Origin of the sequence: Methylobacterium sp. J-072 (genome assembly GCF_022829425.1) — a bacterium.
Classification (GTDB): Bacteria; Pseudomonadota; Alphaproteobacteria; order Rhizobiales; family Beijerinckiaceae; genus Methylobacterium.
Window position 1 is genome coordinate 1 of the sequence record NZ_JAKSYK010000224.1, and the last position, 25,120, is coordinate 25,120.

A 25,120-nucleotide genomic window follows, 5' to 3' on the forward strand; every position below is an offset into this window, starting at 1 on the left:
GGCCCTGGCCTATGGCCGGCCGGTGGTGGCCTGCGCCGAGGATGCGAGCGCCCGGGCCTTCGTGGGCGTCCCGGGAGCGGGGCCGCTGGCGCAGGCGGCGACCGGTCCGGCGCTCGCCGACGCCCTGCGCCCGCTCCTGCGCGATCCCGCCCTGCGCTCCGCTTACCGGGCCCGGGCCCTGGAGGCCGCGGGCCGGTTCGACCGGGCGAGCCTGGGACGGGAGACCCTCGACCTCTACCGCCGGGCGATCGCTCAGGGGCGGTAGGGCTGCAGCAGCGCGTCCCGCTCCTCGGGCCGCCCTCGCCCCGGATCCAGCGCCTCGTAGCGTTGCGAGCGCGCCCGGACATGGGTTCCGGTGAGCGCGTGGTCGATCGCCCCGTGGAGCGCGATGAAGCTCTGCGGCCAGCCGCCGGGCAGCACCGGCCGCTCGTGCACCCGGCCGTCATAGCGGATGGCCGTGCGGTTCAGCCGGTACTGCACGTCGGGGTAGACATCCGACAGGAGGCCATCGACGCGGTTGCGCCGGGGAAGCCCGACCGAGACGACGTCTCCGGCCTCGGCGAGCGCCGCGAGTGCGGGGAGATGCGCGCCGGTCGCGGGATCGAGGGCCTCGTCGGCGTCGAGTTGCAGCATCCAGGCGGTGCGGGCGAGATCCTGCAGCGCGTTGCGCTGGGCGGCGAAATCGCCCGCCAGCGGCCGGGCCGCCACCCGCACGGCGCCGGGGGCAAAGCTCGGCACCGGCACGGCCCGGGCCGGGGCCGCGGGGCCGTCGAGCAGGATCGCGACATCCGCGGTCCAGGCGGCCTGCGCCGGCAGGGCCGCCAGCACGGAATCCCGCTCGGCCGCGCGGCAGATCACGCCGAGCGAGACCGGGCGCTGTTCCGCGCCGTCGAGATCGTACAGGACGCCTTGTGCGGCGCGCAGGCTATGAGGTTGCAGCAGGGCGGCGCGGTCCGCCGGGCCGAGGGGGCGGATCCCGCGGCCGAGCCGGGTCGCGGCGCTGCGCAGGGTGTAGAGGTCGAGGCCGTAGCCCGCATCCGGGTCGGGGATGAAGACGGGCGCAGCCAGGCGCCCAGCGAGATCCCGCCAGCATCTTTCTGGGTCCGCATCCGGCTCGATCAGGACGCCGCAGGAGCCGCAGGCGATCGGGAACAGGCGTCGGCGCCCGCCCGGGAAGTCTAGCGGCCGGGCGCTCGGGGCCAGCATGGCGGCCGCGCAGATGAAGCACCGGCGCACGCGCATCACCCCGGCTTCCGGTTTGTCGCGGTGCCCTGGTGGCACGGAGCCAGCGCCATACCTCGGCTGTTCCTCACGCCCCCGCCGCCCATGTCCTTCGCCATCGATCCCCTCCGCGCGGAGCGCGCAGACCCGCACGCGTCCCTCGCCATCGTCGGCAACGCGCCCGGGATCGGCCCGGCGGCGCGCGCCATCGACGCGGCCACGCATGTGGTGCGCTTCAACAACGCCTCCGGTTTCGGCGGGCCCACCGGCTCGCGCGTCACACATCTCGCCCTGGTCAATCGCGGCGGGCAGATGCGCGAATGGCTGGCCGACCCAGCGTTCCTGGACCGCCCGGTCATCCGGCAGGCCGAGGCGTTCATCCTGCCGTTCCCAATGCTGCCCGCAGAGGCGAACGAACCCGAGCCGATCTGCTGGACCCGCGAGGCTTTGGCGCTGCTGCGCCCCCTCGGCAAGCCGATCCATCTCCTGCCCGAGACCCTGCACCTTGAGGCGAGGCGCCGGCTCGCGCCCAAGACGAACGAGTGCCCGAACCCGAGTACCGGCTTCCTGGTGAGCCTCGCGCTGCTGCGCGACCGCCCGGCGGATTCCGGCCCGGCCGACATCCACGGCTTCGGCTTCGCCGGCTGGCCCGGTCATCCCTGGGCGGCCGAGCGGGCCTGGTTCGCCGAGGCCGAAGCGGCCGGGCGCCTGCGCCTGCATCCGCCCGACGCGACGGACGCGCCATGACCACGCTGATCACCGTCCTGAAGAGCGGCGGTCGCTACGACGCGACCTGGGTCGAGCGCCTCGCTCGCGGCGTGCGCCGCCACGCGCCGGCCTTCGACCGGATCCTCTGCCTGACCGACCTGCCGCTGGCTGTGACTGGGGTCGAACGAGTGCCGCTGCGGCATGATTGGCCCGCCTGGTGGGCGAAGATGGAGTCGTTCCGCCCCGGCCTCACCGACGGCACGACTCTCCTGTGCGATCTCGACACCGTCCTCACCGGCCCGGCCGACGCCCTGGCCCGGCCGGGCCTTGCCGCCATGGAGGATTATTTCCACCGTGGACGGCTCTCCAGCGCCCTCATGCGCTGGAACGGGGACGAACTCGCCGGCCTCTACGCGACGTTCGCGGCCGAGCCCGCGCGCTGGATGAGGCCGGGATCCTGCGGCCCCGTGCCGAACGCCGTGCACGGCGATCAGGTCGTCATCGACCATCTGCTCAGCCGGGACGGCCCGTCTCCAGACTTTATCCAGCAGATCCATCCAGGCCTGCTCGATTTCTACGATCCCCGACGCTCTGAGCACGGCCCGGTGGTGATCTTCATCGGCGCCGCGAAGCCAGATACGGCCACCGGCCCCGTCCACGCGGCATGGGCCGGAACCTGAACCGTCCGCGAGTTACCCCGTTCGGCTGGATCTCACCGCTTGTTTAAGCTTTGCCGGGAGGAATGGGAGGCAGCACCGAGATCGGCAATTCTTCCGCACACCGTCCCGGCGGCCCTCCTTTCGGACGTTGGATTGGGGCAAATCCTCCCAGGTGCAGACAATTTTGCGCCGTCCATTCGCATGGCAAGGCCTCGTCCAAAGCATCCGTTTTCGACCGCATTTCGCTTGAAAGCCGCCCGTCCGTGTTCGGCCAGCTTCGGGCGGCCGTTCTGCGCCCGTTTCGTACATTCAACGGTTCAAGGGCGTATCTCGAAAACAAATATTCATACGTTGTAGTGAGCCATTTGCTTTAAGATCTTGAATAGGCCGCCGTCGCCTGCTGGGCCAATGATCCGAAAACCCTTGATCATGCGCTTATCGTTGTCGTCATTCCCCGCCGCCATCCGGCAGGTCGAGGTTACGGCCGCCGAGCACATAATCGAGCGCTTCGACCCGTACCCGGCTCGGATGGGTCAGATGTAGGCCGAGGCGAGGGCCGGCGAGCCTTCGAGGGCGTGGGCGAGCACTTCCAGTCCGTGCGTGATCTGCTGCCGGGTGGAGGGGCCGCCAAGACAGAGACGGACCGCCTCCGGCGGCGTGCCCGCGACGCAAAAAGGGTCGCTGGCGATGACGCCGAGCCCGGCCGATCGACCTTGGCTGGCGAAGGCCGAGCGCGTCCAGCCCTCCGGCAGCGTGATCCAGACGTGGAAGGCGTGCGGATCGGCGGTGTAGGTGCCGGCGGGCAGCATCGCGGTTGCGATGCGCTGGCGCGCGGCCGATTCCTCGCGAACGAACTGCACGATGGCCTCCGCCGTGCCGTCCATGATCCACCGCGTCGCCAGGGCCGTGGAGATCGGCGAGGCCATGACGGTTGCAGCCCGGAGTGCGCCTCCGAGCGGCAGGGCGGAACGGGCGCTCGGGGCGACCAGGAAGGCGAGCCGAAGTCCGGCGCCCAGGCACTTGGCGAGGCCTGCCACGTAGTAGGTGATCTCCGGCGCGAGTTCCGCAAAACTCGGCGGCGGAGTCGGGCAGATGCGAGCGTAGGCGTCGTCCTCGATGATGGTGACGGCGTATCGCCGTGCTACTGCGATAACGGCCTCGCGCCGCGTCCTGGGCAGGGTCGCGGTGGTGGGGTTCTGCAGCAACGGATTCAGGTAGATGGCCTTCGGGGCCACTTTGGTGCAGGCGGCGGCGAAGGCATCAGGGTCGACCCCGTATCGGTCCATGGGCAGATCGACGAGGCGCAGGCGCAAATGCGCCGCGAGCGCGCGGATGCCGGGATAGGTGATCCGCTCGGCGCAGATCGTGTCGCCCGGCCGGGCCACCTGCCCCAGGATGCCGAACAGGGCGCTGTGCGCCCCTGGGCAGATCAGCAGACGCTCGCGGGACGTGACGACCCCGCGGCCTTTCAGCCAGCGCAGAGCCGCCTCCTTGTCCTCCTCGGTCCCGCCGAAGCCCTGGTAGCGCAGCAGGTTGGTGAGATTGCCGGACAGGTCCGCGAACGCGGCTTGCATGCGCGCCTTCAGGGCCGGCGCGTCGGGCTCGGGGGGCAGGTTCATGGTGAAGTCGACCGGACCGATCCGACGCGCTGCCACGGCAGCGGTCGAATGGGGGGGGCGCGCCGGATCGACCACGAAGGTCCCCTGGCCGACGCGTCCCTCGATCAGTCCACGCTTATGGGCCTCGACGTAGCCGCGTGAAACCGTCGTGAAGTTCAGATCGAGCGCCTCGGCGAGGGCGCGCTGGGTCGGCAGGCGCGTCCCCGCCGTCAGGCGCCCCGTCCGGATGTCGTCGGCCAACGCCTCCGCAATGGCGAGGTAATGCGGCTTGCCCCACCGCTTCAGATCCGGCGTCCAGGCCCCGGTCCCTCCCCGCTGCGTGTTCGGTCGTTCGTCTCGCTCGGGCGAAGTCATGCGTGGCGGCCCAGATCATGATGCGATCAATGCTTGATTGTATGGCTTGCAATAGCCGTACCGCGATCACGCTCCGAATGACCAGTCTCCGGCATCCATACAATGCCGACAATCTTCGGTCCGTAAATGGGCATCCGTTGGCAATTGTGTACTCATATCGCGCCCGATAAATAGGCGCTGGGCGCGACGCCGATATGCCCGAGCCAGCCATATTGATCGCATTATTGTATGAATGTAGCTCCGACACCTTGTATGGCCGATTGATCGAAGTCCTCTGGCACACCGCTTGCCATGAATGGTTTACGGCCGCTCGAAGTTCAGTCTTCCGCGGTCCAATCCTTCGAGGAGAGAGATCAATGCCTGCTGTGAACCGCGAGCCTCACAAGAAGGGCGACTTCCTGGTCGATTACGAGGAGAAGGTCTTCGAGGACGTCAAGGCCGAGCGGGGCCAGAAGGCGTTGGTCACCTTCCATACCGTCGCGTTCGAGGGCTCCATCGGCCTCGTCAACCTGCTCCAGGCCACGCGCCTGCAGCGCAAGGGCTTCGAGACCTCCATCCTTCTCTACGGCCCGGGCATCACGCTGGGCGTCCAGCGCGGCTTCCCACGGCTCGGCGACGAGGCCTTTCCGGGGCACCTCAACTTCAACAACCAGCTTGAGAAGTTCATGGCCGAGGGAGGCAAGGTCTACGCCTGCCGGTTCTCGACCCAGGCCCTCTACGGCCACGGCGAAGCCGCCTTCATCGAGGGCATCCGCATGATCAACCCTCTCGACGTCCTCGACTGCATCCTCCTGCACAAGCGCGACAACGCGGTGATCATCGACACCTGGACCGTCTGACCGGCCTTTGGCCTCCAGTCCGGGACGTCGCATCCGGCGGCCGCGCACGACGTGGCCGCCGTTCACAGCCGGAGGATGTTCCATGTCAGACAGCCGGATCGTGCGGGCCGCCGCCGTCCAGATCGCGCCGGATCTCGACCGGCCGGAGGGCACCCTGGAACGGGTGCTCAATGCCATCGACGAGGCTGCCGCCAAGGGCGCGCGCTTCATGGTCTTTCCCGAGACCTTCGTCCCCTACTACCCCTACTTTTCCTTCGTGCTGCCGCCGGCGATGCAGGGCGCCGAGCACCTGCGCCTCTACGAGCGGGCCGTGACGGTGCCGGGCCCCATGACCCAGGCGGTCTCCGCCGCCGCACGCCGGCACGGGGCGGTCATCGTGCTCGGGGTCAACGAGCGCGATCACGGCTCGCTCTACAACGCGCAGCTGGTCTTCGACGCCGACGGGAGCCTCAAGCTCAAGCGCCGCAAGATCACGCCGACCTATCATGAGCGCATGATCTGGGGTCAGGGCGACGGCGCCGGCCTCACCGTGGTCGACACGGCGGTGGGGCGCGTCGGCGCGCTGGCCTGCTGGGAGCACTACAACCCGCTCGCCCGCTACGCCCTGATGGCGCGCCACGAGGAGATCCACGCGGCGCAGTTCCCGGGCTCGCTCGTGGGCCAGATCTTCGCCGACCAGATGGAGGTGACGATCCGCCACCACGCTCTGGAGGCGGCCTGCTTCGTGGTCAACGCCACGGGCTGGCTCACCGAAGAGCAGGTGGCACAGGTCTGCCCGGACGAGGGCCTGCGCGGCGCCTGCCGCGGCGGCAACTGCACCGCCATCGTCTCGCCCGAAGGCAAGCATCTCGCGGAGCCGCTGGGCGCCGGCGAGGGCATCCTGATCGCCGACATGGACCTGGCGCTGGTGACCAAGCGCAAGCGGATGATGGACTCGGTCGGCCACTACGCCCGGCCCGAACTCCTCAGCCTGCTCCACGACGACCGCCCGGCCTCGTTCGTGCACCAGCCGATCCATTCCCAGACCGATTCCCGGAGCCTCGACCATGAGCAGCAGCCCGCTTCCGACGAGCCTTCCCGCGTTCCCGCCGGTCGTGGCGGGCCTGGTCGGGATGCCGACGGAGCGCCTGATCAACGCGTTGCAGTCCTACGGCGTTAGGCTCGCCGACAGCCGCGCCGGGGCGCCGAGCCGCCGCGGCGGGGCCGGTCCGTCGGACCACAAGGCCATGACCATCGCGGGCCGGACCGTGATGGTACCGGTCCACACCGAGGCCGCCTTCGAGTCGCCCTTCCTGGTCCGCCGCCCGGATGCCAACGGGGTCTCGGTGATCGAGCGTGACGGCGTGGTGATCGGGCAGGCGACCTTCCCGGGCAAGCCGCGCTTCTACGCGCTCTCGACCTTCGACGGCGTCCCTTACGCGAAGATCGCCGTTCTGCACGGGCGGGACGTGCTCGCCACCACCGTGCTCCAGACCTGTATCCGCTACGCAAGCCGCACGAAGACCTGCCAGTTCTGCTCGATCGGCCAATCGCTCGCCGCCGGTCGCACCGTCGCGCACAAGACGCCCGAACAGCTCGCCGAAGTCGCCCGCGCCGCCGTGCTCCTCGACGGCGTGAAGCACATGGTCATGACGACCGGCACGCCGAACGCGACCGACCGGGGCGCCGCCGTGCTCTGCGAGAGCGCCTTTGCCGTCAAGGCCGCGGTCGACCTGCCGATCCAGGCGCAGTGCGAGCCGCCGGATGACGACCGCTGGTTCGAGCGGATGAAAGCGTCGGGCATCGATGCCCTCGGCATGCATCTGGAGGCCGTCACGCCCGAGGTCCGGGCCCGGATCATGCCCGGCAAGGCGAGCGTGCCGCTCGAGCGGTACTATGCGGCCTTCGCGGCCGCCGTTCCCGTCTTCGGGCGGGGTCAGGTCTCGACCTACATCCTGGCGGGGCTGGGGGACGCCCCGGAGGCGATCCTGGAGATGGCCGAGCGCCTGATCGGGATGGGCGTCTACCCGTTCGTGGTGCCGTTCGTGCCGATCTCGGGCACCCCGCTGGAGAGCCACCCGGCACCCGGCCCCGATGTCATGCACGGCATCCTCAAACCCCTCGCGGACATGCTGGTCGGCGCGGATCTTCGCTCGACCGACATCAAGGCCGGATGCGGGCGCTGCGGCGCCTGCTCGGCGCTCTCCACCTACGAGCGCGCGGGGGCGGTCTCATGATGTTCGAGCCCGTGCCGCCCTACTGGCCAAGCCACTTCCGCATCAAGTTCGCCACGCGTTCATGGGAGCGGAACGCCTGCGCGGCCCTGCGCCGGCAGGTCTTCTGCGCGGAGCAGCGCATCTTCACCGAAGACGACCGGGACGCCGTCGACGCGCACGCGATCCCGATCTGTGCCCTCTCGACGCTCGGCGGCGATGCCGACGCCGTCGTCGGCACCGTGCGCATCCACGAAGCGTCGGAGCGTGCCGGCACGTGGTGGGGCTCGCGCTTGGCCGTCGCCGGAGCGTTTCGCGGCACCGCCGCCCTGGGCGCCGGGCTCATCCAGGTCGCGGTTTCCTCGGCCCATGCCCGGGGCTGCACGCGGTTCCTGGCCCATGTGCAGGATCGGAACGTCCCGTTGTTTCAGGCCCTCCACTGGACGAGCCTCGACGCGATCGAGCTGCACGGGCGGCCGCATCACCTGATGCAAGCAGACCTCGCGGCCTACCCGCCGATGCACGACCCCGAGCACGGGCTCGTCACGTTCCGCAGGGCCGCGTGATGAATGCGGGCTTCGACCTCCAGTCCCTGGCCAGCCAGATCCGTGACGCGCGCGGCGTCGCTCACAAGCGCGACATCGATGCCGTGGTCGAGCGGCTGGGACTGAACAGCCGGCACGCCGCGGTGCCGGTCGGTGACGATTGTGCCGCCCTACCGGATGGCGACGACCACCTGCTGTTTGCCATCGAGGGCTTCCTCGACAGCTTCGTCTCGGCCGATCCTTACTTCGCTGGCTATTGCGGCATCATGGTCAACCTCAGCGACATCGCCGCGATGGGTGGGCGCCCGCTCGCGGTGGTCGACGCGCTGTGGAGCCGGGATGCGGCAGCTGCGGACCCGATCCTGGCTGGTTTGTCCGACGCGGCGGCCCTCTACGGCGTCCCGATCGTCGGCGGTCACACCAATACGCGCGCGCAAGCCGGCAACCTCGCGGTCGCCGTGCTCGGCCGGGCCGGCCCGCGCCTGCTCACGAGCTTCGACGCGGCGCCCGGCGATGACCTCGTCGCGGCGATCGACCTGCGCGGACGCTTCCGCGACCCATACCCGTACTGGGACGCCTCGACCGGCAGGGCGGGTGAGCGTCTGCGCGGTGATCTCGCGTTGCTGCCGGCCCTCGCCGACGACGGGCTCTGCCGGGCGGCCAAGGATATCAGCATGGCAGGTGTCGTCGGCACCGCACTGATGTTGCTGGAATGCTCGAACGTCGGCGGTGTCATAGACCTCGACGCGATCCCGCGGCCGACCGATGTGCCGCTCGCCCGTTGGCTGACCGCCTTCCCGAGCTTCGGCTACCTTCTGAGCGTGCGCCCGGACTGCACGCCCGCCGTCCGCGCGCGGTTCGCCGAACGGGACATTGCCGTCGCCACCGTGGGTCAGCTCGATGCAAGCCGGGTCGCCCGGGTGCGCGATGCCTCCGGCGAAGAGGCCGTGGTCTGGGACTTCAAGGTCAGCCCGCTGATCGGCTGTGGCCAGGATGGCATGGGTGCCGTCCGATGACGGCCCTGCGCATCGCCGTCCTGACCCACTCCACCAATCCACGGGGCGGCGTCGCGCATTGCCTCGCCCTGGCCGAGGCCCTGTGCGCGCTCGGGCATGAGGCGGTGGTCCACGCGCCGGATCCGTCCGGGCGCGGCTTCTTTCGCGCGGCTGCCTGCCCGACGGTCTCGGTGGCCGCAAAGCCGGTGGCCGGCGCGACGGTCGACCGCGTGCGGGCGCGCATCGCCGATTACCTGCGCCACTTCGCGTCGCCCGCCGCCTGTGACTTCGACGTCTTTCACGCCCATTGCGGCATCGGCGGCAATGCGCTCGCGACCCTCAAGCACCGCCGCTTGATCCCCGGCTTCGTGCGCACGGTCCACCACGTCGACAGCTTCTCCGACCCGGTGCTCGCGGACTGGCAGGATCGCTCCATTCGTGAGGCCACGCGCCTGCTCTGTGTCAGCCGCACCTGGGCCGACCGGCTCGCGGACGATCGCGGTACGGAGATCGGCGTCGTGGGGAACGGCGTGGACCTGGCGGCTTATCGAGAGGCGCCGACCGAAGCCGACGCGATCGTGCAGGAGCGCTGCGGCCTCGGTGTCGGGCCGGTCGTCCTGAGCGTCGGCGGCTTCGAGGCGCGTAAGAACACGGCCGGGATCATCGACGCTTTCGCGCTCCTGCGTCGACGCCACCCCCAGGCGCAGCTCGTGGTTGTCGGCGGCGCATCACTCCTCGACCACGCCGCCTACGGCGTCCGCTGCCGCGCCGCGCTGAGCGCGCACGGGCTTGTGGTCGGGCGCGGCGAGGCCGTGATCGAGACCGGACCCGTCTCGCAGGAGGAGATGCCGGCCTTCTATCGCAGAGCGGACGTTCTCGCCTTTCCATCCTGGACGGAGGGCTTCGGGCTCTGCGTGCTGGAGGCGATGGCCTGCGGCACCCCGGCGATCGTCTCGCGCCGGCCGCCCTTCACCGAGTACCTCCGGAGCGACGACGCCCTCTTCGTCGATCCCGGCGATCCCCGGGACATCGCCGACGCCATGACGGCCGCCCTGGCACCGATGACGCGCGCGCGGCTGCGCGCTGCCGGTTCGACCCGGGCCGCCGCGCATTCCTGGCGCGCCTGCGCCGAGCGCCACCTCGATACCTACGCGGCCTGCGCCCGCGTCGAACGGGAGCCGATCCATGCCTGAGATGCACTTCCACATCCGCTGGCCCGATGGAAGGCGCGAGGCCTGCTACTCGCCCTCCCTCGTCGTGAAGGATTTCCTCGCGGTCGGCGAAAGCTACGCCCTCGACGACTTCGTCGAGAAGACCCGCACGGCCCTCACCATCGCGAGCGAGCGGGTGCGCGAGAAATACGGCTTCGCGTGCACGTCGGCGATGGCCCAGTGCGCCCGGATCGAGACTGCGGCGAAGCGGCAGGACCCCGGGGGCCTCGTCACGGTCGAGACCTTCGAACCCTGAACCCGGCGCCTCCCCTCGGAACATCGCGGAGTTAGAGCCATGACGTCTACGCCCCGTCACGTCCCGGTCGCCATCGTCGGCGGTGGCCAGGCCGGTCTCTCGGTCAGCTATCACCTGAAGCAGCGCGGGATCGATCATCTCGTCTTCGAGAAGCATACGGCCGCGCACACGTGGTCGAGCCAGCGATGGGACACGTTCTGCCTGGTCACGCCGAACTGGCAGTGCGACCTGCCCGGCCATCCCTACGATGGGCCGGATCCGGACGGGTTCATGAAGAAGGACGAGATCGTCGCGTACCTGAAGGGATTCGTGGCGAAGGTGAACCCGCCGATCCGCGAGGGTGTCGCGGTCACACGCGTCGAACGGCGCGGAGACGGCATCTTCTCGGTCCAGACCTCGGACGGCGACTACACGGCGAACGAGGTCGTTGTCGCCTCGGGCGGCTATCACACCCCGATCATCCCGCGCATGGCCGAGAAGCTGCCGGGCTCGGTCACGCAGATCCACTCGAACCAGTACCGCAACCCGGCCCAACTGCCGGAGGGCGAGGTTCTGGTGGTGGGCTCCGGGCAGTCCGGCGCGCAGATCGCCGAGGATCTGCATCTCGCCGGCCGCGCGGTGCATCTCGCGGTGGGCGACGCGCCGCGCTGCGCCCGGTTCTATCGTGGCCGCGACGTCGTCACCTGGCTCGCCGATATGGGCTATTACGCGATGACCGTCGACAACCATCCGCTGCGCGACGGCGTCCGCGACAACACCAACCACTACGTAACCGGCCGCGACGGTGGCCGGGACATCGACCTGCGCCGCTTCGCCAAGGAGGGCATGACGCTCTACGGTGCGCTGGAAGATTACGATGATGGCAGCCTACGCTTCCGCGACAATCTCAAGCGCTCACTCGACGGGGCCGACCGGACGTACAACGGCATCAACGCGGCCATCGACAAGTACATCACCGAAAACAACGTCGATGCTCCGGTGCAGGCGCACTACACCCCCGTTTGGGAGCCGGGCGAGCCCATCACCCGTCTTGCCCTCGCGGGCTCCGGCATCACCGCGATCGTCTGGTGCATCGGCTTCACGCCGGACTTCCGGTGGCTCGACGCGTCCGTGTTCAACGGCGCGGGAAACCCCAAGCACAAGCGCGGCGTGACGCAGGAGGACGGCGTCTACTTCATCGGTCTGCCCTGGCTGAATACCTGGGGCTCGGGCCGCTTCGGCGCGGTCGGCCGCGATGCCGAGTTCGTCGCGCAAACCATCCAGACGCGCCTCGGCGCTGAGCGGTTCGCCCTGAAGTTCGCCGTGTAAATGGGTTGCCGACGGGGCGGCCGCTTGTACGGCACCGATGGCTGCCTCGGCCCAGGTTCAAGACCGCCTCGCCATACCGTTCCTCTCTGGAGCGGGTGGAACCAAGCCTCGAAACCTGCTGCCACGATGCCCCTCACACGCGCTGAGGGGATAGCCTGTGAGTTTGCACATCAGGCTTGATGGGGTTGGTTCATCCCTGTCGAATGCTGCCCGCTACACTTCGGGTATGCCGCATCTCCGCGCGAACGGTCTGTCGGAGACCTGGCTCTGGAAGGAGTTGAGACACCGCCATTGGGCGTTGATCGCTCAGGCGCCCGGTAGAGTGACGGCTAGGTTCCAACTGATGTTCAGTCCCTCGGACGGCGATACCAGCCCAGCTCCGAGGGCGATCCAAACGAGGTGGGCGTCGGTGCGTGCGCCGAGCTTGGCGCGGATCACCGAGAGGTTGTTGTGCACGGTCTTCAGGCTCAGGCACAGCGCCTCGGCCACCGCCTGCGCCGTCGTACCCGCCGCCGTCAGGCTCAGGATCTCGAGTTCCCGCGGGCTGAGGTCGTCTAGGGCTTCGCGCCCGCCCTCCACCTCGTCCACCGCGATGGCCCGCGCGATATCGGCGCTCATCGCGCGCTCGCCCCGCAGCACGGCGGCCACCGCCGCCAGGAGTTCACGCGGCGGACTGGCTTTGCTGACATAGCCGCACGCACCGGCAGCGAAGGCTTGACGTGCGATCACCGACCCCGTGCGCATGCTGAACACCAGGATGCGCGCCGCCCCATCCCATTGGCGGATGTGCCGGATGGCCTCGATGCCGCTCGGACCGGGCAGCGACAGATCGAGGATCACGAGATCCGGTGCGAGCGCCTTGTATCGCCGGTAGGCCTCCGCTGCGCTCTCCGCCTCGGCCATCACGACGAGCCCCGGCTGCCGCTCGAGCAGGCGGCGGTAGCCCTCCCGCACCACGGGGTGGTCGTCGACGAGGAGGATATTCGTGGCCATGGGCGACCTCAACCGGCGGTCGGAACGGTCGCGCAGGCGCGGATGCCGCTTCCGGTGGCGGTGAGCGACAGGCTGCCGCCCAGCGCGGCGAGCCGCGCCCGGATGCCGACGAGGCCGCGGCCTGCGGCGGATGCCGTGCGGGCTACGTCGCCGCCGCCGTCGTCGTCCAGGGAGAGCGTCACCGCCCGCATACCAGCCTCCGCCCGGTCCAGCCGGAGGAAGATCCGGCTCGGCCGGCCGTGGCGCAGGGCGTTGGTCAGGAGTTCCTGCGCGACCCGGTAGAGGCTCGCCGACGCGCCCGTCGGCAAGTCGGCGAGGTCGCCGGTGACGTCGAGATGGAGAGCGGGGCCGGTCCTGAGTTGCGCCCGCCAGTCCGCGACGAGGCCACGGAGGGCGTCCACCAGTCCGACCTCGGCGAGGTCCGGCAGTTCGAGGCGGGCCAGCGCCCCGCGCAGGCTCTCGCGCATGGTGGCGAGAGTAGCCTCGATGCCGCGCGCGTCCTCGCGCAGGTCCTCGCGGTCTGGAGGCGCGGCCTGTTCGATCGCGGCGGCGCGTGCGCCAGCCGCCGCGAGGCACTGGCCGAAGGCATCGTGCAGGTCGCGGGCGAGCGCCTGCCGCTCCTCTTCCTGGACCGTGACGAGGCGCTGCATCAGGTCTGCGCGTTCGGCCTCGGCGTGGACCAGCCGGCCAGCGAGGCCGTTGCAGGCGATGGCGATCCGGTCGAACTCGGCGGCCGCGAAGCGCGGCAGGGGCGCTCGGATGCTGGCGGCGTCGAGCTTCTCTAATCCCTGAACGATCCTGCCGGCGGGCGCGACGAGGCGTGCGACGGCGAACCAGTTGAGCAGCGCCGTCGCCGCGGCCAACACGATAGCGAGACCGCCCGCGAGGCGCACGCGATGCCAGATCCGGGCTGCGCCGGCCATCGGGTCGGGCCAGGCCGCGACGCTGCCGATGGTGCGCCCGCGATAGACGATCGTCCGGATCGTCGGTTCGGCTTCAGCCTCCCACCCGAGCGCGGTGCGAAGCCACCCAGGGGCGGCATCGAAGCCGTCCCAGTCGCCGCAGAACCGTCGGGGCATCTCCGCGCCGAGATGGATGTCGGCGCAGATCCCGGGCAGGAGTGTGAGGATCGCCGGCGTGGGCTGTGACGCGGACGCGGGCATCGTGGCCGGACCGGCGCTGCCGAGGCCGGGCTGGCGCGCGAGCTGCGCGGCGATCCGATCCGCCGAGGTCGCGGCCTCGCGGCGCAGGCCGATGCGCGCCTCCCGGATGCTCCAAACGACCGCTCCGGCCAGGCACAGCAGCGCGACCGCGAGGAGGCGTAGGCCGAGATGGGCAGGCAGGCTCATGGGGTAACGGCCGCGCTCGATGTGTGCCCTGATTTGGCACGTGGAACGCCAGCGTGCGCAAGCCCTGGTCGGCTCGGTCGGGAAGAATGCCCGGGTGTTCGCGGGAGGACTTCCCTGGCCCGATCCCGGCATGGCCCGGAGGATGGCGACGTCTCTTCCATGCGGAGCCCGCCATGTCCATTCAGCTCTCCCGCCGCAGCCTGCTGGCCGCCACCGCCCTGCTGCCGCTCGGCCTGCACGGGCCGACCACGGCCGCACCTGTCGCCGGCCCCTACCGGGTCGGCGCGTTCACGGTGACGCCGCTGCGGGACGGGCTGTTTCCGCTGGAACCGAGCATGATCCCATCGGCCGACAGCACGGCCGGGCATGCCCTATTGAAGCGGGCCGGCCTTCCTGCGAACGGCCCGTCACCGGAGCCGGTCAACGCCTTCCTGATCCGGCGCGGGGAAAGGCACTGGCTGCTCGATGCGGGCTGCGGCACCGTGCTCGGGCCTGGGTTCAACCGGGTAACCGCGGCGCTGGCAGCGGAAGGCGTGCGGCCGGATCAGGTCGAGACGATCTGGCTGAGCCATCTCCATGCCGACCATGCCGGCGGCCTCCTGATGCCGAGCCGCCGCGCACGCTTCGCCAACGCCGAACTCGTGCTCCAGGACCGCGAGGTGGCGTACTGGTCGGATGCGGGCGCACGCGCCTCCGCGCCCGCCGCCCTGAGTTCGATGTTCGATACGGCGCAGGCGGTTCTCTCAGCCTATCCCGATCGGATCCGGCGTATCTCCGGCGAGGTGGAGCTCGCACCCGGCATCCACGCGCTGCCCCTGCCCGGTCATACGCCCGGGCACATGGGTGTTCTGATTGCGGACGGATCAGAGCGTCTGCTAATCTGGGGCGACATCGTCCACTCGCGGCTGCTGCAGATGCCGCATCCGGACTGGACGGTGATCTGGGACACCGATCCGGCGCAGGCGATCGCGACGCGCCGGCAGATCCTCGACCGTGCGGCGGCGGAGGGCTTGAGCGTGACCGGCATGCACCTCACCGCCCGCGGCAGGATCGAGCGGGCGGATGCCGGGTACGCGCTGCGTTAGAATCCCTCGATCCTCGATCCAACGCGCTCGCCGTCGAACCGGTATCTGCTTCGACGGCGAGCGCTTCGGGAACGCCGGAGAGGATCAGCTCCCATCGGAAGATAGCGATTCCAGCCGATAGAACCTCGACAGGCGAGCTGTCACACGTCCAAGTTAGCCACGCTCAGCGCGTTCTCCTGGATGAACTCACGCCGCGGCTCGACCACGTCGCCCATCAGCTTGACGAACAGGTCGTCGGCGTCGGTCGTATCCTTGACCTTCACTTGCAGCAGGGAGCGCACGTCGCGGTCCAGCGTCGTTTCCCAGAGCTGCTGGGCGGTCATCTCGCCCAGACCCTTGTAGCGCTGGAGCTGGAGGCCCTTGCGGCCGAAGGCCATCACCGCCTCGAACAGGGCGACGGGGCCGTGCAGAACGGTCTCGTCGGTCTTGCGCATCAGCGTGGCGGGCTCGCCGTAGATCTCCCGGAACGCGTCCGCCCGCTCGGACAGGCGGCGCGCCTCCTGGGACGAGATCAGGCTGGCATCCAGGGTGGCGACCTGCTTGACCCCGCGTAGGGTCCGGGTGAAGCGATAGCCGTCCTCGTGGGCTTCGCCCTGCCAGCCCTGCTCGATCTCGTCGGCGATCAGATCGAGGCGGCGCGCGGTCGTGTCGGCCAGAACCTCGGCCTCGCTCAGCCGCGACGCCGCCTCCCCGTCGAACGCCCCGGCCAGAACCGCCTGTTCGACCACGGAGCGGTCGTAGCGGGTGTGCAGGCCCTGGAGCACGTTGCGGAAGCCCCGCGCCTCCTCGACCAGGCTCTTGAGCTGCGGCCCGGTGAACTCGGCGCCCGTGGAGAGGCGCAGGATCGCCCCGTCGGTGCCCTGGTCGATCAGGTAATCCTCGAGGGCGCGCTCGTCCTTGAGGTAGATCGCCCGGCGCCCGCGCTCTGCTTTGTAGAGGGGAGGCTGGGCGATGTAGAGGTGGCCGCGGTCGATCAGCTCCGGCATCTGGCGGAAGAAGAACGTCAGCAGCAGGGTCCGGATGTGCGAGCCGTCGACATCCGCGTCGGTCATGATGATGATGCGGTGGTAGCGCAATTTTTCCGGGTTGAAGCCTTCCCGGTCCGTCGACGAGCGGCCGATCCCGGCGCCGAGCGCCGTGATCAGCGTGCCGATCTCCGCCGAGGACAGCATGCGGTCGGCCCGCACGCGCTCGACGTTGAGGATCTTGCCGCGCAGCGGCAGCACCGCCTGGAACGCCCGGTCGCGGCCCTGCTTGGCCGAGCCGCCGGCCGAATCGCCCTCGACCAGCAGGATTTCGCATTTCGACGGGTCGCGCTCCTGGCAATCGGCGAGCTTGCCGGGCAGCGAGGCGATGTCGAGGGCGCCCTTGCGGGTCACGGTTTCGCGGGCCTTGCGGGCGGCCTCACGGGCCGAAGCCGCCAGCACGACCTTGCTCATCACCGAGCGGGCCTGCTGGGGATTCTCCTCGAGCCAAGTCGACAGGCCCTCGTTGAGCACGTTCTCCACCGCCGGTCGGACCTCGGACGAGACCAGCTTGTCCTTGGTCTGCGAGGAGAATTTCGGGTCCGGCACCTGCACGGAGATGACCGCGGTGAGGCCCTCGCGGCAATCCTCGCCGGTCAGCGAGACCTTCTCCCGCTTGGAGACGCCCGAGGAATCGGCGTACCCGGTGATCTGCCGGGTCAGCGCCGCCCGGAAACCCGCCATATGGGTGCCGCCGTCGCGCTGCGGGATGTTGTTGGTGAACGGCAAGGCCGTCTCGTTGAACGAATCGTTCCACCACAGCGCGACTTCCACCCGGATGCCGTCGCGCTCGGCACGAACCACCACCGGGTTGGTCATACCGTCGATCGGCTTGCGCGAGCGGTCCAGGTACCGGACGAACGCCTCGATGCCGCCCTCGTAGTACAGCTCCTCGCGCTTGTGCTCGGCATGGCGCGCGTCGGTCAGCACGATGCGCACGCCGGAATTGAGGAAAGCCAGCTCGCGCAGGCGCTTCTCCAGCGTGCCGTAGTCGAACTCGATCATCGTGAAGGTGTCGGTGGAGGGCAGGAAGGTCACTTCCGTGCCGCGACGTCCGTTGCCGGGGCCGACGATCTTGAGCGGCGCCACGGCATCGCCGTGACGGAACTCCATCGCGTGCTCCTGGTCGTTGCGCCAGATCCGGAGTCGGAGGAAGGACGACAGGGCGTTCACCACCGAGACGCCTACGCCGTGCAGGCCGCCCGAGACCTTGTAGGAGTTCTGGTCGAATTTACCGCCCGCGTGCAGCTGGGTCATGATGACCTCGGCCGCCGAGACGCCCTCCTCCTTGTGGATGTCGGTGGGGATGCCGCGGCCGTTGTCGGACACCGTGACCGAGCCGTCGGCGTTGAGTTGCACGGTGACGAGGTCGGCATGGCCGGCCAGGGCCTCGTCGATGGCGTTGTCTACCACCTCGTAGACCATGTGATGCAGGCCCGAGCCGTCGTCGGTGTCGCCGATATACATGCCGGGGCGCTTGCGGACGGCGTCGAGGCCCTTCAGCACGCGGATCGATTCCGCGCCATACTCGGCGGGCTCGTTCGGGGGGATGTCGGCCATGAAATTCCTCGGGCAGGCGGACCAATTCGCGACGGAGAGACACGCGCCGTCGGGCGCCCACGCCTGCGCTCTCGCTTGGTCCGCCTGATATAGGGGTTCCGCGTTGAGATTGCACGATTTTACGGGCTCGCGCCGGGCCCGTGCACCCGCTTTTCTGAGGCCCCGCGCTTAACGTCGCGTTAGCCCTGGATGCCGCCCGCGCTCGCCGCGTCCAAACGAGCGATCGCGTCCGCCGAAAGCCGCAGATCGGTAGCGCCGAGCAGGTCGTCGAGCTGCGCCACCGAGGTCGCGCTGGCGATCGGTGCGGTGATGCCGGGCCGAGCGATGATCCAGGCGAGCGCCACCTGGGCTTGGGTCGCGCCGTGGTCCCGGGCGACCGAATCGAGCACGTCGAGCAGCGCGAGGCCGCGCGGGGTCAGGTACTTGCCGACCCGGTTCTCCCGGGCCCGTCCCGCCGCATCCTGCGCGGACCGGTACTTGCCGGTGAGGAAGCCGGCCGCCAGGGAGAAATAGCCGATCACCCCGATCTCTTCGGTCCGGCACAGGGGTTCGAGCTCCGCCTCGTAGCCGCGCTCGGCGAGGCTGTAATCCGGCTGGAGGCATTCGTAACGCGGCAGGCCCGAGGCGGCCGAGACCTTAAGCGCCTCGGCGAGCCGCTGGGCGTCGTAGTTCGAGGCGCCGATCGCCCGGACCTTGCCGGCGGCGATCAGGCGCTCGTAGGCGCGCAGCGTCTCCTCCAGGGGCACCTCGGCATCGTCGGTGTGCGACTGGTAGAGGTCGATCCGGTCGGTCTGGAGCCGCCGCAGGGACGCCTCGCAGGCTTCCTCGATGTGCTTGGCCGAGAGGCCCTTGCCGGCCTCGCCCATATCCAAGCCGACCTTGGTCGCCAGCACGATTTTCTCCCGGGCGCCCGGTCGGGCCGCGAACCACGTGCCGATCACCGTCTCGGATTCGCCGCCCTGATGGCCGGGCGCCCAGCGCGAATAGACGTTGGCGGTATCGATGAAGTCGAAGCCGCGCTCCACGAACCGGTCCAGGATCGCGAACGAGGTCGCCTCGTCGGCGGTCCAGCCGAAGACGTTGCCGCCGAGGCAGAAGGGCGCGACCCGGAGGTCGGAGCGGCCGATGCGACGCTTGTCCATGCTGTCAGCCCTGAAGGAAGGGATTGGAGACGCGCTCCTCGCCGAGCGTGCCGGTCGGCCCGTGGCCGGGGATGAAGGAGATGTCGTCGCCCAGCGGCAAAACCTTTTCCTTGATCGCCCGGATCAGCTGCTCGTGGTTGCCGCCCGGCAGGTCGGTGCGGCCGACCGAACCCTTGAACACCACGTCGCCGACCAGCGCGAAGCGCGCGTCCCGGCTCACGAACACGACGCTGCCGGGCGAGTGCCCCGGGCAGTGGAGGATGTCGAAGCCGAGTTCGCCCACGGTCACGGCGTCGCCGTCGTCGAGCCAGCGGTCGGGGGTCACGACCCTCGCCTCGCCGAGCCCGTAATTGGCAGCGGTCTCGGGCAGGGAATCGAGCAGGAACTTGTCGGCGAGGTGCGGCCCTTCGATCGGCACGCCGAGGCGCTCGCGCAGCTCGTCGGCGCCGGCAGCGTGGTCGACATGGCCGTGCGTCAGCAGGATTTTTTCCACGCGCACGCCCTGCTCACGGATGGCGGCCTCGATCCGGTCGAGGTCGCCCCCGGGATCGACCACGGCGCCGACCTTGGTGGCGTCGTCCCAGATCAGCGTGCAGTTCTGCTGGAAGGGCGTGACCGGGATGATCCCGGCGCGGGGCGTTCCTGGCATGGGGTTCCGCAGGTTGGCTGCGCCGCCGTCGGCGCTCTCGATCCGGTTCTAGCGCAGAAGGACGCGCACGGCACCCTGCCGGGTGTGGTCAGGCCGTACCGTCCTTCGGTCGGCGCAGGCTGTCATGGAGTGCCAGCATTTCGGCCATGCCCAGGGACCGGCTGCTCCAGCGGGTCTCGGCGGTGTTCACTTTGGTGAACCGGTCGTGGGACCGGCCGCCATAGGCGCCGAAGATCGCGACACCCGCCTCGGTCGCGCCGTCCTCCGAGGGCGTCGCGGACGCGTCCGGCCGGTCGATCCGGTACGAGGGCGCCGCGGCCTTGCCGGTGACGCCGATCCGGACCCAGGCATCGCCGTAATGCTTCTGGCACATCCGCATCGTCACCAGCACCTGCCGGAGATAGCCCTCGGCATCGTCCAGGCTCTCCAGGACGTCCGCGATCGTCGCGTCCGGGGGGTAATGTTTCGTCCGAACCATGTGCAATCCTGCTCCGCGGCGAGCCTTACCGCGCCGGCCGGAGAAGCGCGAGGCGCCGTCCGATCAGCCCGGGGTCCGCTTCAACAGGGCGTCGAGGCCGCCGACCCGAAACCAGTGGTAGCCGTAGCCCTCCAGGAACAGGCAGTGCTCGCCCTCGGGGCTGGCCTGGCTGCGCGCTCCGGTGAGCACGTCGACCAGGATATCGTGCTCCGGCTCGGTCTCGCCGGTCCGGAGCGCGACCTCCACGGGTTCCGGCGCGAGGTTGTGCACGCACAGGACGGCGTTGCCGCGCCATTCGTAGCGCAGGGCCAGGATCGAGTTCTTGCCGGTCGGCACCGCGGTGACGTCGCCCCAGCCGATCTCGGGAGCCTCCTTGCGCTGGCGGATCAGGCTCTGCATCCAGTTCAGCAACGACCCCGAATCGTGGCGCTGGTCGGCGACGTTCACATGGGCGTAGCCGTAGGGGCCGTGATCGATCGGCGGCAGCACCACGCGCTCGGCCTTGGTGAAGCCGCCCTGGTGCTCGGCTGTCCACTGCATCGGCGTGCGGGCGCAGTCCCGCTCCTTGAGGGTGAGGTCGTCGCCCATGCCGATCTCGTCGCCGTAGCGGAGCACCGGCGTCCCCGGCAGGGTGAACATCAACGAGTAGGCGAGCCGGATCCGGCGCGGATCGCCGGCCAGCATCGGGGCGAAGCGGCGGCGGATGCCCCGATCGTAGAGCTGCATCCGCTTCTCGGGGCCGAACTCCGCGAACACGGCCTGCCGCTGCGTCTCGGTGAGCCGGCCGAGATCCAGCTCGTCGTGGTTGCGCAGAAAGATGCCCCACTGGCACGAGAGCGGACGGGGCTTGGTCCGCTCGATCGCCTTCACCAGCGGGCGGGCATCGTGCGCGGCCAGGGCGTAGAAGGTCGATTGGTTGACCTGGAAGTTGAACATCATGTGCATGCGGTCGGCATCGTCGCCGAAATAGTCGAGATCCTGCTTCGGCAGGACATTGGCCTCGGCCAGGATGATCGCGTCGCCCTTGCGCCATTGCAGGAACTCGCGAAAGTCGCGCAGCATGTCGAACTGCTCGCGCGGCTTGCCGCCGACATCGGCGCCCTTCTCGGCGATGACGAACGGCACCGCATCCATGCGGAAGCCGGACACGCCGAGTTCGATCCAGAAGCCCATGATCTTCAGGATCTCGGCCAGCACCTCGGGATTGGCGGTGTTGAGATCGGGCTGGAAGTCGAAGAACCGGTGGAAGTACCAGGCGCCGGCCTTCTCGTCGTAGGTCCAGGTGGTCTCCTGGACGCCGGGGAAGACCATGCCCTCGTCGGTGGTGGCCGGGCGCTCCTTCGACCAGACGTACCAGTCGCGATAGGGCGAATCCGGGTCCGAGCGGGCCGACTGGAACCAGCGGTGCTTGTCTGAGGTGTGGTTGACCACGAGGTCGATCAGCACCCGCAGGCCCCGCTGCTTGGCCGCGTGCGCGAAGGCGACGAAATCGCCGAGCGAGCCGTAATCGGGATCGACCCCGTAATAGTCCGCGATGTCGTAGCCGCCGTCGCGCTTGGGCGAAGGCTGGAACGGCATGAGCCAGACCGCAGTGGCGCCCAGGCCCTGGATGTAGTCGAGCCGCCGCTCCAGCCCGGCGAAATCGCCGATGCCGTCGCCGTTGGCATCCATGAAGGTGCCGACCGACAGGCAGTAGATGACCGCGTTCTTGTACCAGAGATCGGTGATCATGCCGGTCCTCGCCTTCGCTGCACGACGAACGTCAAGCCTCACGAAAGCGTTGCCGTGGGCTGTCTCAAATCAGCCGCGTTGTGGAGCGCCTATCCACCAGCCCCGGCGTAGCGCTATCCCGGCCGGGCCCTGACTCGCCCCCAAATCCGGACCGCATGAACGCCATCCTGATCAAGCTGTTCGCGACGGCCCTGACGCTGAGCCAGGTCACCACGCGGCCGGACGCGGTGCGGACCCAGTTCGACCCGTTCACCGACCAGGCCGAGGTCGTGCGGCTGCTGCGCGACGGCTGCGCCCACATGCGCAAGGCGTTCGACATCGAGGACATCAACCTCGACGAGCTGATCACCACCGCGATGGAGGATCCGACCAGCGTCGCCGGGCCGGGGGCGCCGAAGATCCTGCACGGGCTCAACCTCGACGAGCTGAACACGAGCTACAAGCAGTTCTGCAAGGGCGAGAATCCGGCGATCTCGCCGTTCAATGCCCGCGAGGTCATCGAATTCTACGACAACGCCACCAAGGACCTGCCCACCGCCGAGGCGCTCCGGGACAAGGTGCTGCCCGGCATGACCCGCATCCTCGACGGTTCGGGCAAGCCCTTCGCCGAGACCTTCGAGCCGAACGGCCGCCGCCTCGTGGTGCCGATCACGTCGGTGCCGAACCTGGTGCAGAAGGCGTTCATCGCGGCGGAAGACAAGCGCTTCGAGAGCCACCACGGCATCGACGAGCGCGGGGTGATCCGCGCCTTCATCGGCAACCTCGCCTCACCCGGGCGCCCGGCGGGCGGTTCGACCATCACCCAGCAGGTGGTGAAGAACCTCTCGGTCGGCGACGACGTCACCTACGAGCGCAAGATCCGCGAGATGATCGTGGCGGCCCGCCTGGAGCGGATCCTGACGAAGCCGCAGATCCTCGGGCTCTACCTCAACGGCATCTATCTCGGCCGCGGCGCCTACGGCATCGAGATGGCGGCGCAGAGTTATTTCGGCAAATCGGTCGGGCAGCTTACCCTGACGGAAGCGGCCCTGCTCGCCGGCATGCCCAAGGGGCCGAACTTCTACAGCCCGGACAAGTACCCGGAGCGGGCGCGCGAGCGGCGCGCCTACGTGCTCGCGCGTCTCAAGGAAGAGGGCACGATCACCGAAGCCGAGATGACGAGTGCGGTGAACGCCGATCTCGGCCTGAAGCCGGTCGACGCGACACGGCGCGATTCGGGATTCTACGTCGTCGATTACCTGAACCGCGAGGCGCGCACCTTCGCGGGGGTGGATACGCTCACCGCCGGCTCGTTCACCGTGCGCTCGACCATCAATGCGGGGCTCCAGCGCGCCGTCGAAGGGGCGTTGCAGGACGGGCTCGCCACTTACGAGCGCGGGACCGGGCGCCAGACCTATACGGGTCCGGAGCTTAACCTCGCCGACAGCATCCGCCGGATCCAGGCGGCGACGCCCGCGCCGGAAGGCTCGGTCCAGACCGCCCCCGGGGTGACCGGCGCCCGAGTGGAGCCCGCCAAGGAGGCGGCCAAGCCGGAGACGAAGCCGAGCGCGAAGGCGTCCCGGCCCAAGGTCGCGGCGGCGCCGCAGGTCAAGCCCGTCTGGCTGCGGGCGCTGGAGAGCGCCCGGCCGACTTTGTACGACGTGCACTGGCCCGTCGCGGTGGTGCTGGAAGCCGGCCGCGGGCCGGTGAAGGTCGGCCTCGCGGACGGCCGCACCGCCATCCTGGACCCGGGCATCGCCCGCAACCGGTTGCAACTCTACGACGTGGTCCGGGTGAAGCTCGCCGAGGGGCGCGGCGCACCCAGGGCGCAGCTCCGGGTCCGGCCGACCGTCCAGGGCGCCGCCCTGGTGCTGGAGAACCAGACCGGCCGAATCCTGGCGATGGCCGGTGGCTTCTCCTATCCGATGAGCCAGCTCAACCGGGTCACCCAGGCGGTGCGCCAGCCGGGCTCGACCCTGAAGCCCCTCACCTACCTCGCCGCGCTGAATGCCGGGCTCCAGCCCAACACGCTGGTGCTCGATTCGGCGGTGACCCTGCCGCCGATCAGCGGTTCGGGCGAATCCTGGTCGCCGAAGAATTACGAGGGCGGCGGCTCCGGTCCGACGACTCTGCGAAGAGGCCTCGAATTCTCGAAGAACCTCGTCACCGCCCGGCTGCTTCAGGGCGGCATTGCGCCGAAGGCTCCGGCCAGCCTGAAGCGGGTCTGCGACATCGCCCTCGAAGCGCAGATCTACGCCGAGTGCGAGCCCTATTACCCGTTCGTGCTCGGCGCGCAGCCGGTGCGGATGCTGGATCTCGCGGGCTTCTACGCGGCGGTGGCCAACGAGGGTGCCCGCCCGGCGGTCTACGCGCTCGAAGCGGTCGAGCGGGACGGCAAGGCGCTCTACACCCACGCCCCCCGCGAGCCGGTGCGGATCGGCTCGGCCGACCGGGTGGCGTTCTACCAACTCAAGACCATGCTGCAGGGCGTGACTCAGCACGGAACCGCGGCGGCTCTGTCCAAGGTGTCGACCTACGTCGCCGGCAAGACCGGCACCTCCGAGAACGAGAACGACGCCTGGTTCGCCGGCTTCACCAACGAGATCACCGTGGTGGTCTGGGTCGGCTACGACAACGCCGACGGCAGCCGCAAGACGCTGGGCCGAGGCCAGACCGGCGGCCATGTCTCGGTGCCGATCGCCTCCAACATCCTGCAGGCCGCCTGGGCGAACGGCGTCCCGAAGACGCCGCTGCGGGGCCCCTCCTCCGAGGCGCGCCCGTTCATCGCCGACCTGCCGATCGATCCCCATAGCGGCCAGCGGGTCGCGGGCGGCGGTTTCCTCGAGCATTTCCGCACGAGCGGCGACGGCAAGATGGCCGACACCCAGTTCCGCCTGGTGCCGCGCGAGACCCTCTACGCCATGCGGCCCGATGCCGAGGACGGTGATCTCAACGGCGCCGAGGACGGGGCCAGCGTCGCGGGCGATGTCGACGGCACCATGACCGGCGAGCGCCCCGCACCGGATCCCCTCGACCCGTTCGGCGAGCGCCAGCCGCCGCGCAGCCGCCGTGCGCAGGGCGATCTGGATTCCTACGGCCAGGACGCCTACAGGCCCTGGCCGGGCCAGACCGCGCGCTCGCCCTTCGGGGACGAGGATGCGCGCCGGCCCCGCCGCCGCGACCCGGATTACCTGTTCGGCGAAGACCCGGGCTACTGACCGC

Annotated in this window: 22 protein-coding genes; 13 read left to right on the top strand and 9 right to left on the bottom strand. The window is 69.6% G+C overall.

Translation table 11 applies throughout. The annotated features are described in order from the left end of the window. Positions 1–265: glycosyltransferase (locus MKK67_RS30200; RefSeq protein WP_409568462.1), on the top strand; the 265-nt coding region annotated here is incomplete at its 5' end. On the opposite strand, the gene MKK67_RS30205 is transcribed toward MKK67_RS30200, so the two are convergent. Further along, entirely contained in the window at positions 253–1,242 is a 990-nt protein-coding gene (locus MKK67_RS30205; RefSeq protein WP_243972462.1) for a hypothetical protein, read from the bottom strand. The genes MKK67_RS30200 and MKK67_RS30205 overlap by 13 nt on opposite strands. Before the next feature lie 84 nt (positions 1,243–1,326). Between MKK67_RS30205 and MKK67_RS30210 the strand changes: the two genes are divergently transcribed. Together MKK67_RS30210 and MKK67_RS30215 are read left to right on the top strand one after the other, a co-directional pair. Then, positions 1,327–1,968: a hypothetical protein gene (locus MKK67_RS30210; protein ID WP_243972463.1), complete on the top strand. Its 642-nt coding sequence runs from the start codon at positions 1,327–1,329 to the stop codon at positions 1,966–1,968. Continuing rightward, complete coding sequence (locus MKK67_RS30215; protein ID WP_243972464.1) at positions 1,965–2,609, top strand: hypothetical protein; 645 nt, start codon at positions 1,965–1,967, stop codon at positions 2,607–2,609. Before MKK67_RS30210 ends, MKK67_RS30215 begins: the two co-directional genes overlap by 4 nt. Positions 2,610–3,121: 512 nt before the next feature. Here the strand turns inward: MKK67_RS30215 and MKK67_RS30220 are convergent. Further along, the gene (locus tag MKK67_RS30220) at positions 3,122–4,561 is read right to left on the bottom strand and encodes a PLP-dependent aminotransferase family protein (RefSeq protein ID WP_243972466.1); all 1,440 of its coding nucleotides are present in this window, start codon (positions 4,559–4,561) and stop codon (positions 3,122–3,124) included. Between the two features lie 356 nt (positions 4,562–4,917). On the opposite strand from MKK67_RS30220, the gene MKK67_RS30225 reads away from it, so the two are divergent. The 8 genes from MKK67_RS30225 (at position 4,918) to MKK67_RS30260 (ending at position 11,907) form a co-directional block, all read left to right on the top strand. After that, positions 4,918–5,400 carry an MSMEG_0572/Sll0783 family nitrogen starvation response protein gene (locus MKK67_RS30225; RefSeq protein ID WP_243972468.1) on the top strand — a complete coding sequence of 161 codons (483 nt, stop codon included), beginning with the start codon at positions 4,918–4,920 and terminating at the stop codon, positions 5,398–5,400. An 82-nt stretch (positions 5,401–5,482) separates the two neighbouring features. Further along, a complete protein-coding gene (locus MKK67_RS30230; protein WP_243972470.1) occupies positions 5,483–6,559 on the top strand; it encodes a Nit6803 family nitrilase in 1,077 nt (358 codons plus the stop codon). Beyond that, complete coding sequence (locus MKK67_RS30235) at positions 6,513–7,616, top strand: MSMEG_0568 family radical SAM protein (RefSeq protein ID WP_243972754.1); 1,104 nt, start codon at positions 6,513–6,515, stop codon at positions 7,614–7,616. The genes MKK67_RS30230 and MKK67_RS30235 overlap by 47 nt, the downstream gene beginning before the upstream one ends. Then, positions 7,613–8,158 carry an MSMEG_0567/Sll0786 family nitrogen starvation N-acetyltransferase gene (locus MKK67_RS30240; RefSeq protein ID WP_243972472.1) on the top strand — a complete coding sequence of 182 codons (546 nt, stop codon included), beginning with the start codon at positions 7,613–7,615 and terminating at the stop codon, positions 8,156–8,158. Before MKK67_RS30235 ends, MKK67_RS30240 begins: the two co-directional genes overlap by 4 nt. After that, on the top strand, positions 8,158–9,153 hold the full coding sequence (locus tag MKK67_RS30245) for a sll0787 family AIR synthase-like protein (protein ID WP_243972474.1): 996 nt from the start codon (positions 8,158–8,160) through the stop codon (positions 9,151–9,153). Before MKK67_RS30240 ends, MKK67_RS30245 begins: the two co-directional genes overlap by 1 nt. After that, on the top strand, positions 9,150–10,325 hold the full coding sequence (locus MKK67_RS30250) for an MSMEG_0565 family glycosyltransferase (protein WP_243972475.1): 1,176 nt from the start codon (positions 9,150–9,152) through the stop codon (positions 10,323–10,325). Before MKK67_RS30245 ends, MKK67_RS30250 begins: the two co-directional genes overlap by 4 nt. Further along, positions 10,318–10,599 (top strand): MSMEG_0570 family nitrogen starvation response protein, encoded by a 282-nt coding sequence (locus tag MKK67_RS30255; protein WP_243972476.1) that lies wholly within the window; start codon positions 10,318–10,320, stop codon positions 10,597–10,599. The genes MKK67_RS30250 and MKK67_RS30255 overlap by 8 nt, the downstream gene beginning before the upstream one ends. Positions 10,600–10,638: 39 nt before the next feature. Continuing rightward, entirely contained in the window at positions 10,639–11,907 is a 1,269-nt protein-coding gene (locus MKK67_RS30260) for an MSMEG_0569 family flavin-dependent oxidoreductase (protein ID WP_243972477.1), read from the top strand. Positions 11,908–12,213: 306 nt separating this feature from the next. On the opposite strand, the gene MKK67_RS30265 is transcribed toward MKK67_RS30260, so the two are convergent. Then, positions 12,214–12,900: a response regulator transcription factor gene (locus tag MKK67_RS30265; RefSeq protein WP_243972483.1), complete on the bottom strand. Its 687-nt coding sequence runs from the start codon at positions 12,898–12,900 to the stop codon at positions 12,214–12,216. An 8-nt stretch (positions 12,901–12,908) separates the two neighbouring features. After that, on the bottom strand, positions 12,909–14,249 hold the full coding sequence (locus tag MKK67_RS30270; RefSeq protein ID WP_243972485.1) for a histidine kinase: 1,341 nt from the start codon (positions 14,247–14,249) through the stop codon (positions 12,909–12,911). A gap of 173 nt (positions 14,250–14,422) precedes the next feature. Between MKK67_RS30270 and MKK67_RS30275 the strand changes: the two genes are divergently transcribed. Further along, positions 14,423–15,334 (top strand): MBL fold metallo-hydrolase, encoded by a 912-nt coding sequence (locus MKK67_RS30275; protein ID WP_243972487.1) that lies wholly within the window; start codon positions 14,423–14,425, stop codon positions 15,332–15,334. A 140-nt stretch (positions 15,335–15,474) separates the two neighbouring features. Here the strand turns inward: MKK67_RS30275 and gyrB are convergent, their stop codons facing one another. From gyrB to MKK67_RS30300, 5 genes are all read right to left on the bottom strand, one after another. After that, positions 15,475–17,919 (bottom strand): DNA topoisomerase (ATP-hydrolyzing) subunit B, encoded by a 2,445-nt coding sequence (gene gyrB / locus MKK67_RS30280; RefSeq protein WP_243972489.1) that lies wholly within the window; start codon positions 17,917–17,919, stop codon positions 15,475–15,477. A 179-nt stretch (positions 17,920–18,098) separates the two neighbouring features. Further along, a complete protein-coding gene (locus tag MKK67_RS30285; protein WP_243972491.1) occupies positions 18,099–19,061 on the bottom strand; it encodes an aldo/keto reductase in 963 nt (320 codons plus the stop codon). A gap of 4 nt (positions 19,062–19,065) precedes the next feature. Next, entirely contained in the window at positions 19,066–19,710 is a 645-nt protein-coding gene (locus tag MKK67_RS30290; RefSeq protein WP_243972493.1) for an MBL fold metallo-hydrolase, read from the bottom strand. 88 nt (positions 19,711–19,798) lie between these two features. Next, a complete protein-coding gene (locus tag MKK67_RS30295; protein WP_243972494.1) occupies positions 19,799–20,188 on the bottom strand; it encodes a hypothetical protein in 390 nt (129 codons plus the stop codon). A gap of 63 nt (positions 20,189–20,251) precedes the next feature. Next, complete coding sequence (locus MKK67_RS30300; RefSeq protein ID WP_243972495.1) at positions 20,252–21,919, bottom strand: alpha-amylase family protein; 1,668 nt, start codon at positions 21,917–21,919, stop codon at positions 20,252–20,254. Between the two features lie 155 nt (positions 21,920–22,074). Here MKK67_RS30300 and MKK67_RS30305 point away from each other — a divergent pair, with 155 nt between their 5' ends. Beyond that, positions 22,075–25,116: a penicillin-binding protein 1A gene (locus MKK67_RS30305; protein WP_243972497.1), complete on the top strand. Its 3,042-nt coding sequence runs from the start codon at positions 22,075–22,077 to the stop codon at positions 25,114–25,116. The last annotated feature ends 4 nt before the right edge of the window (positions 25,117–25,120 follow it).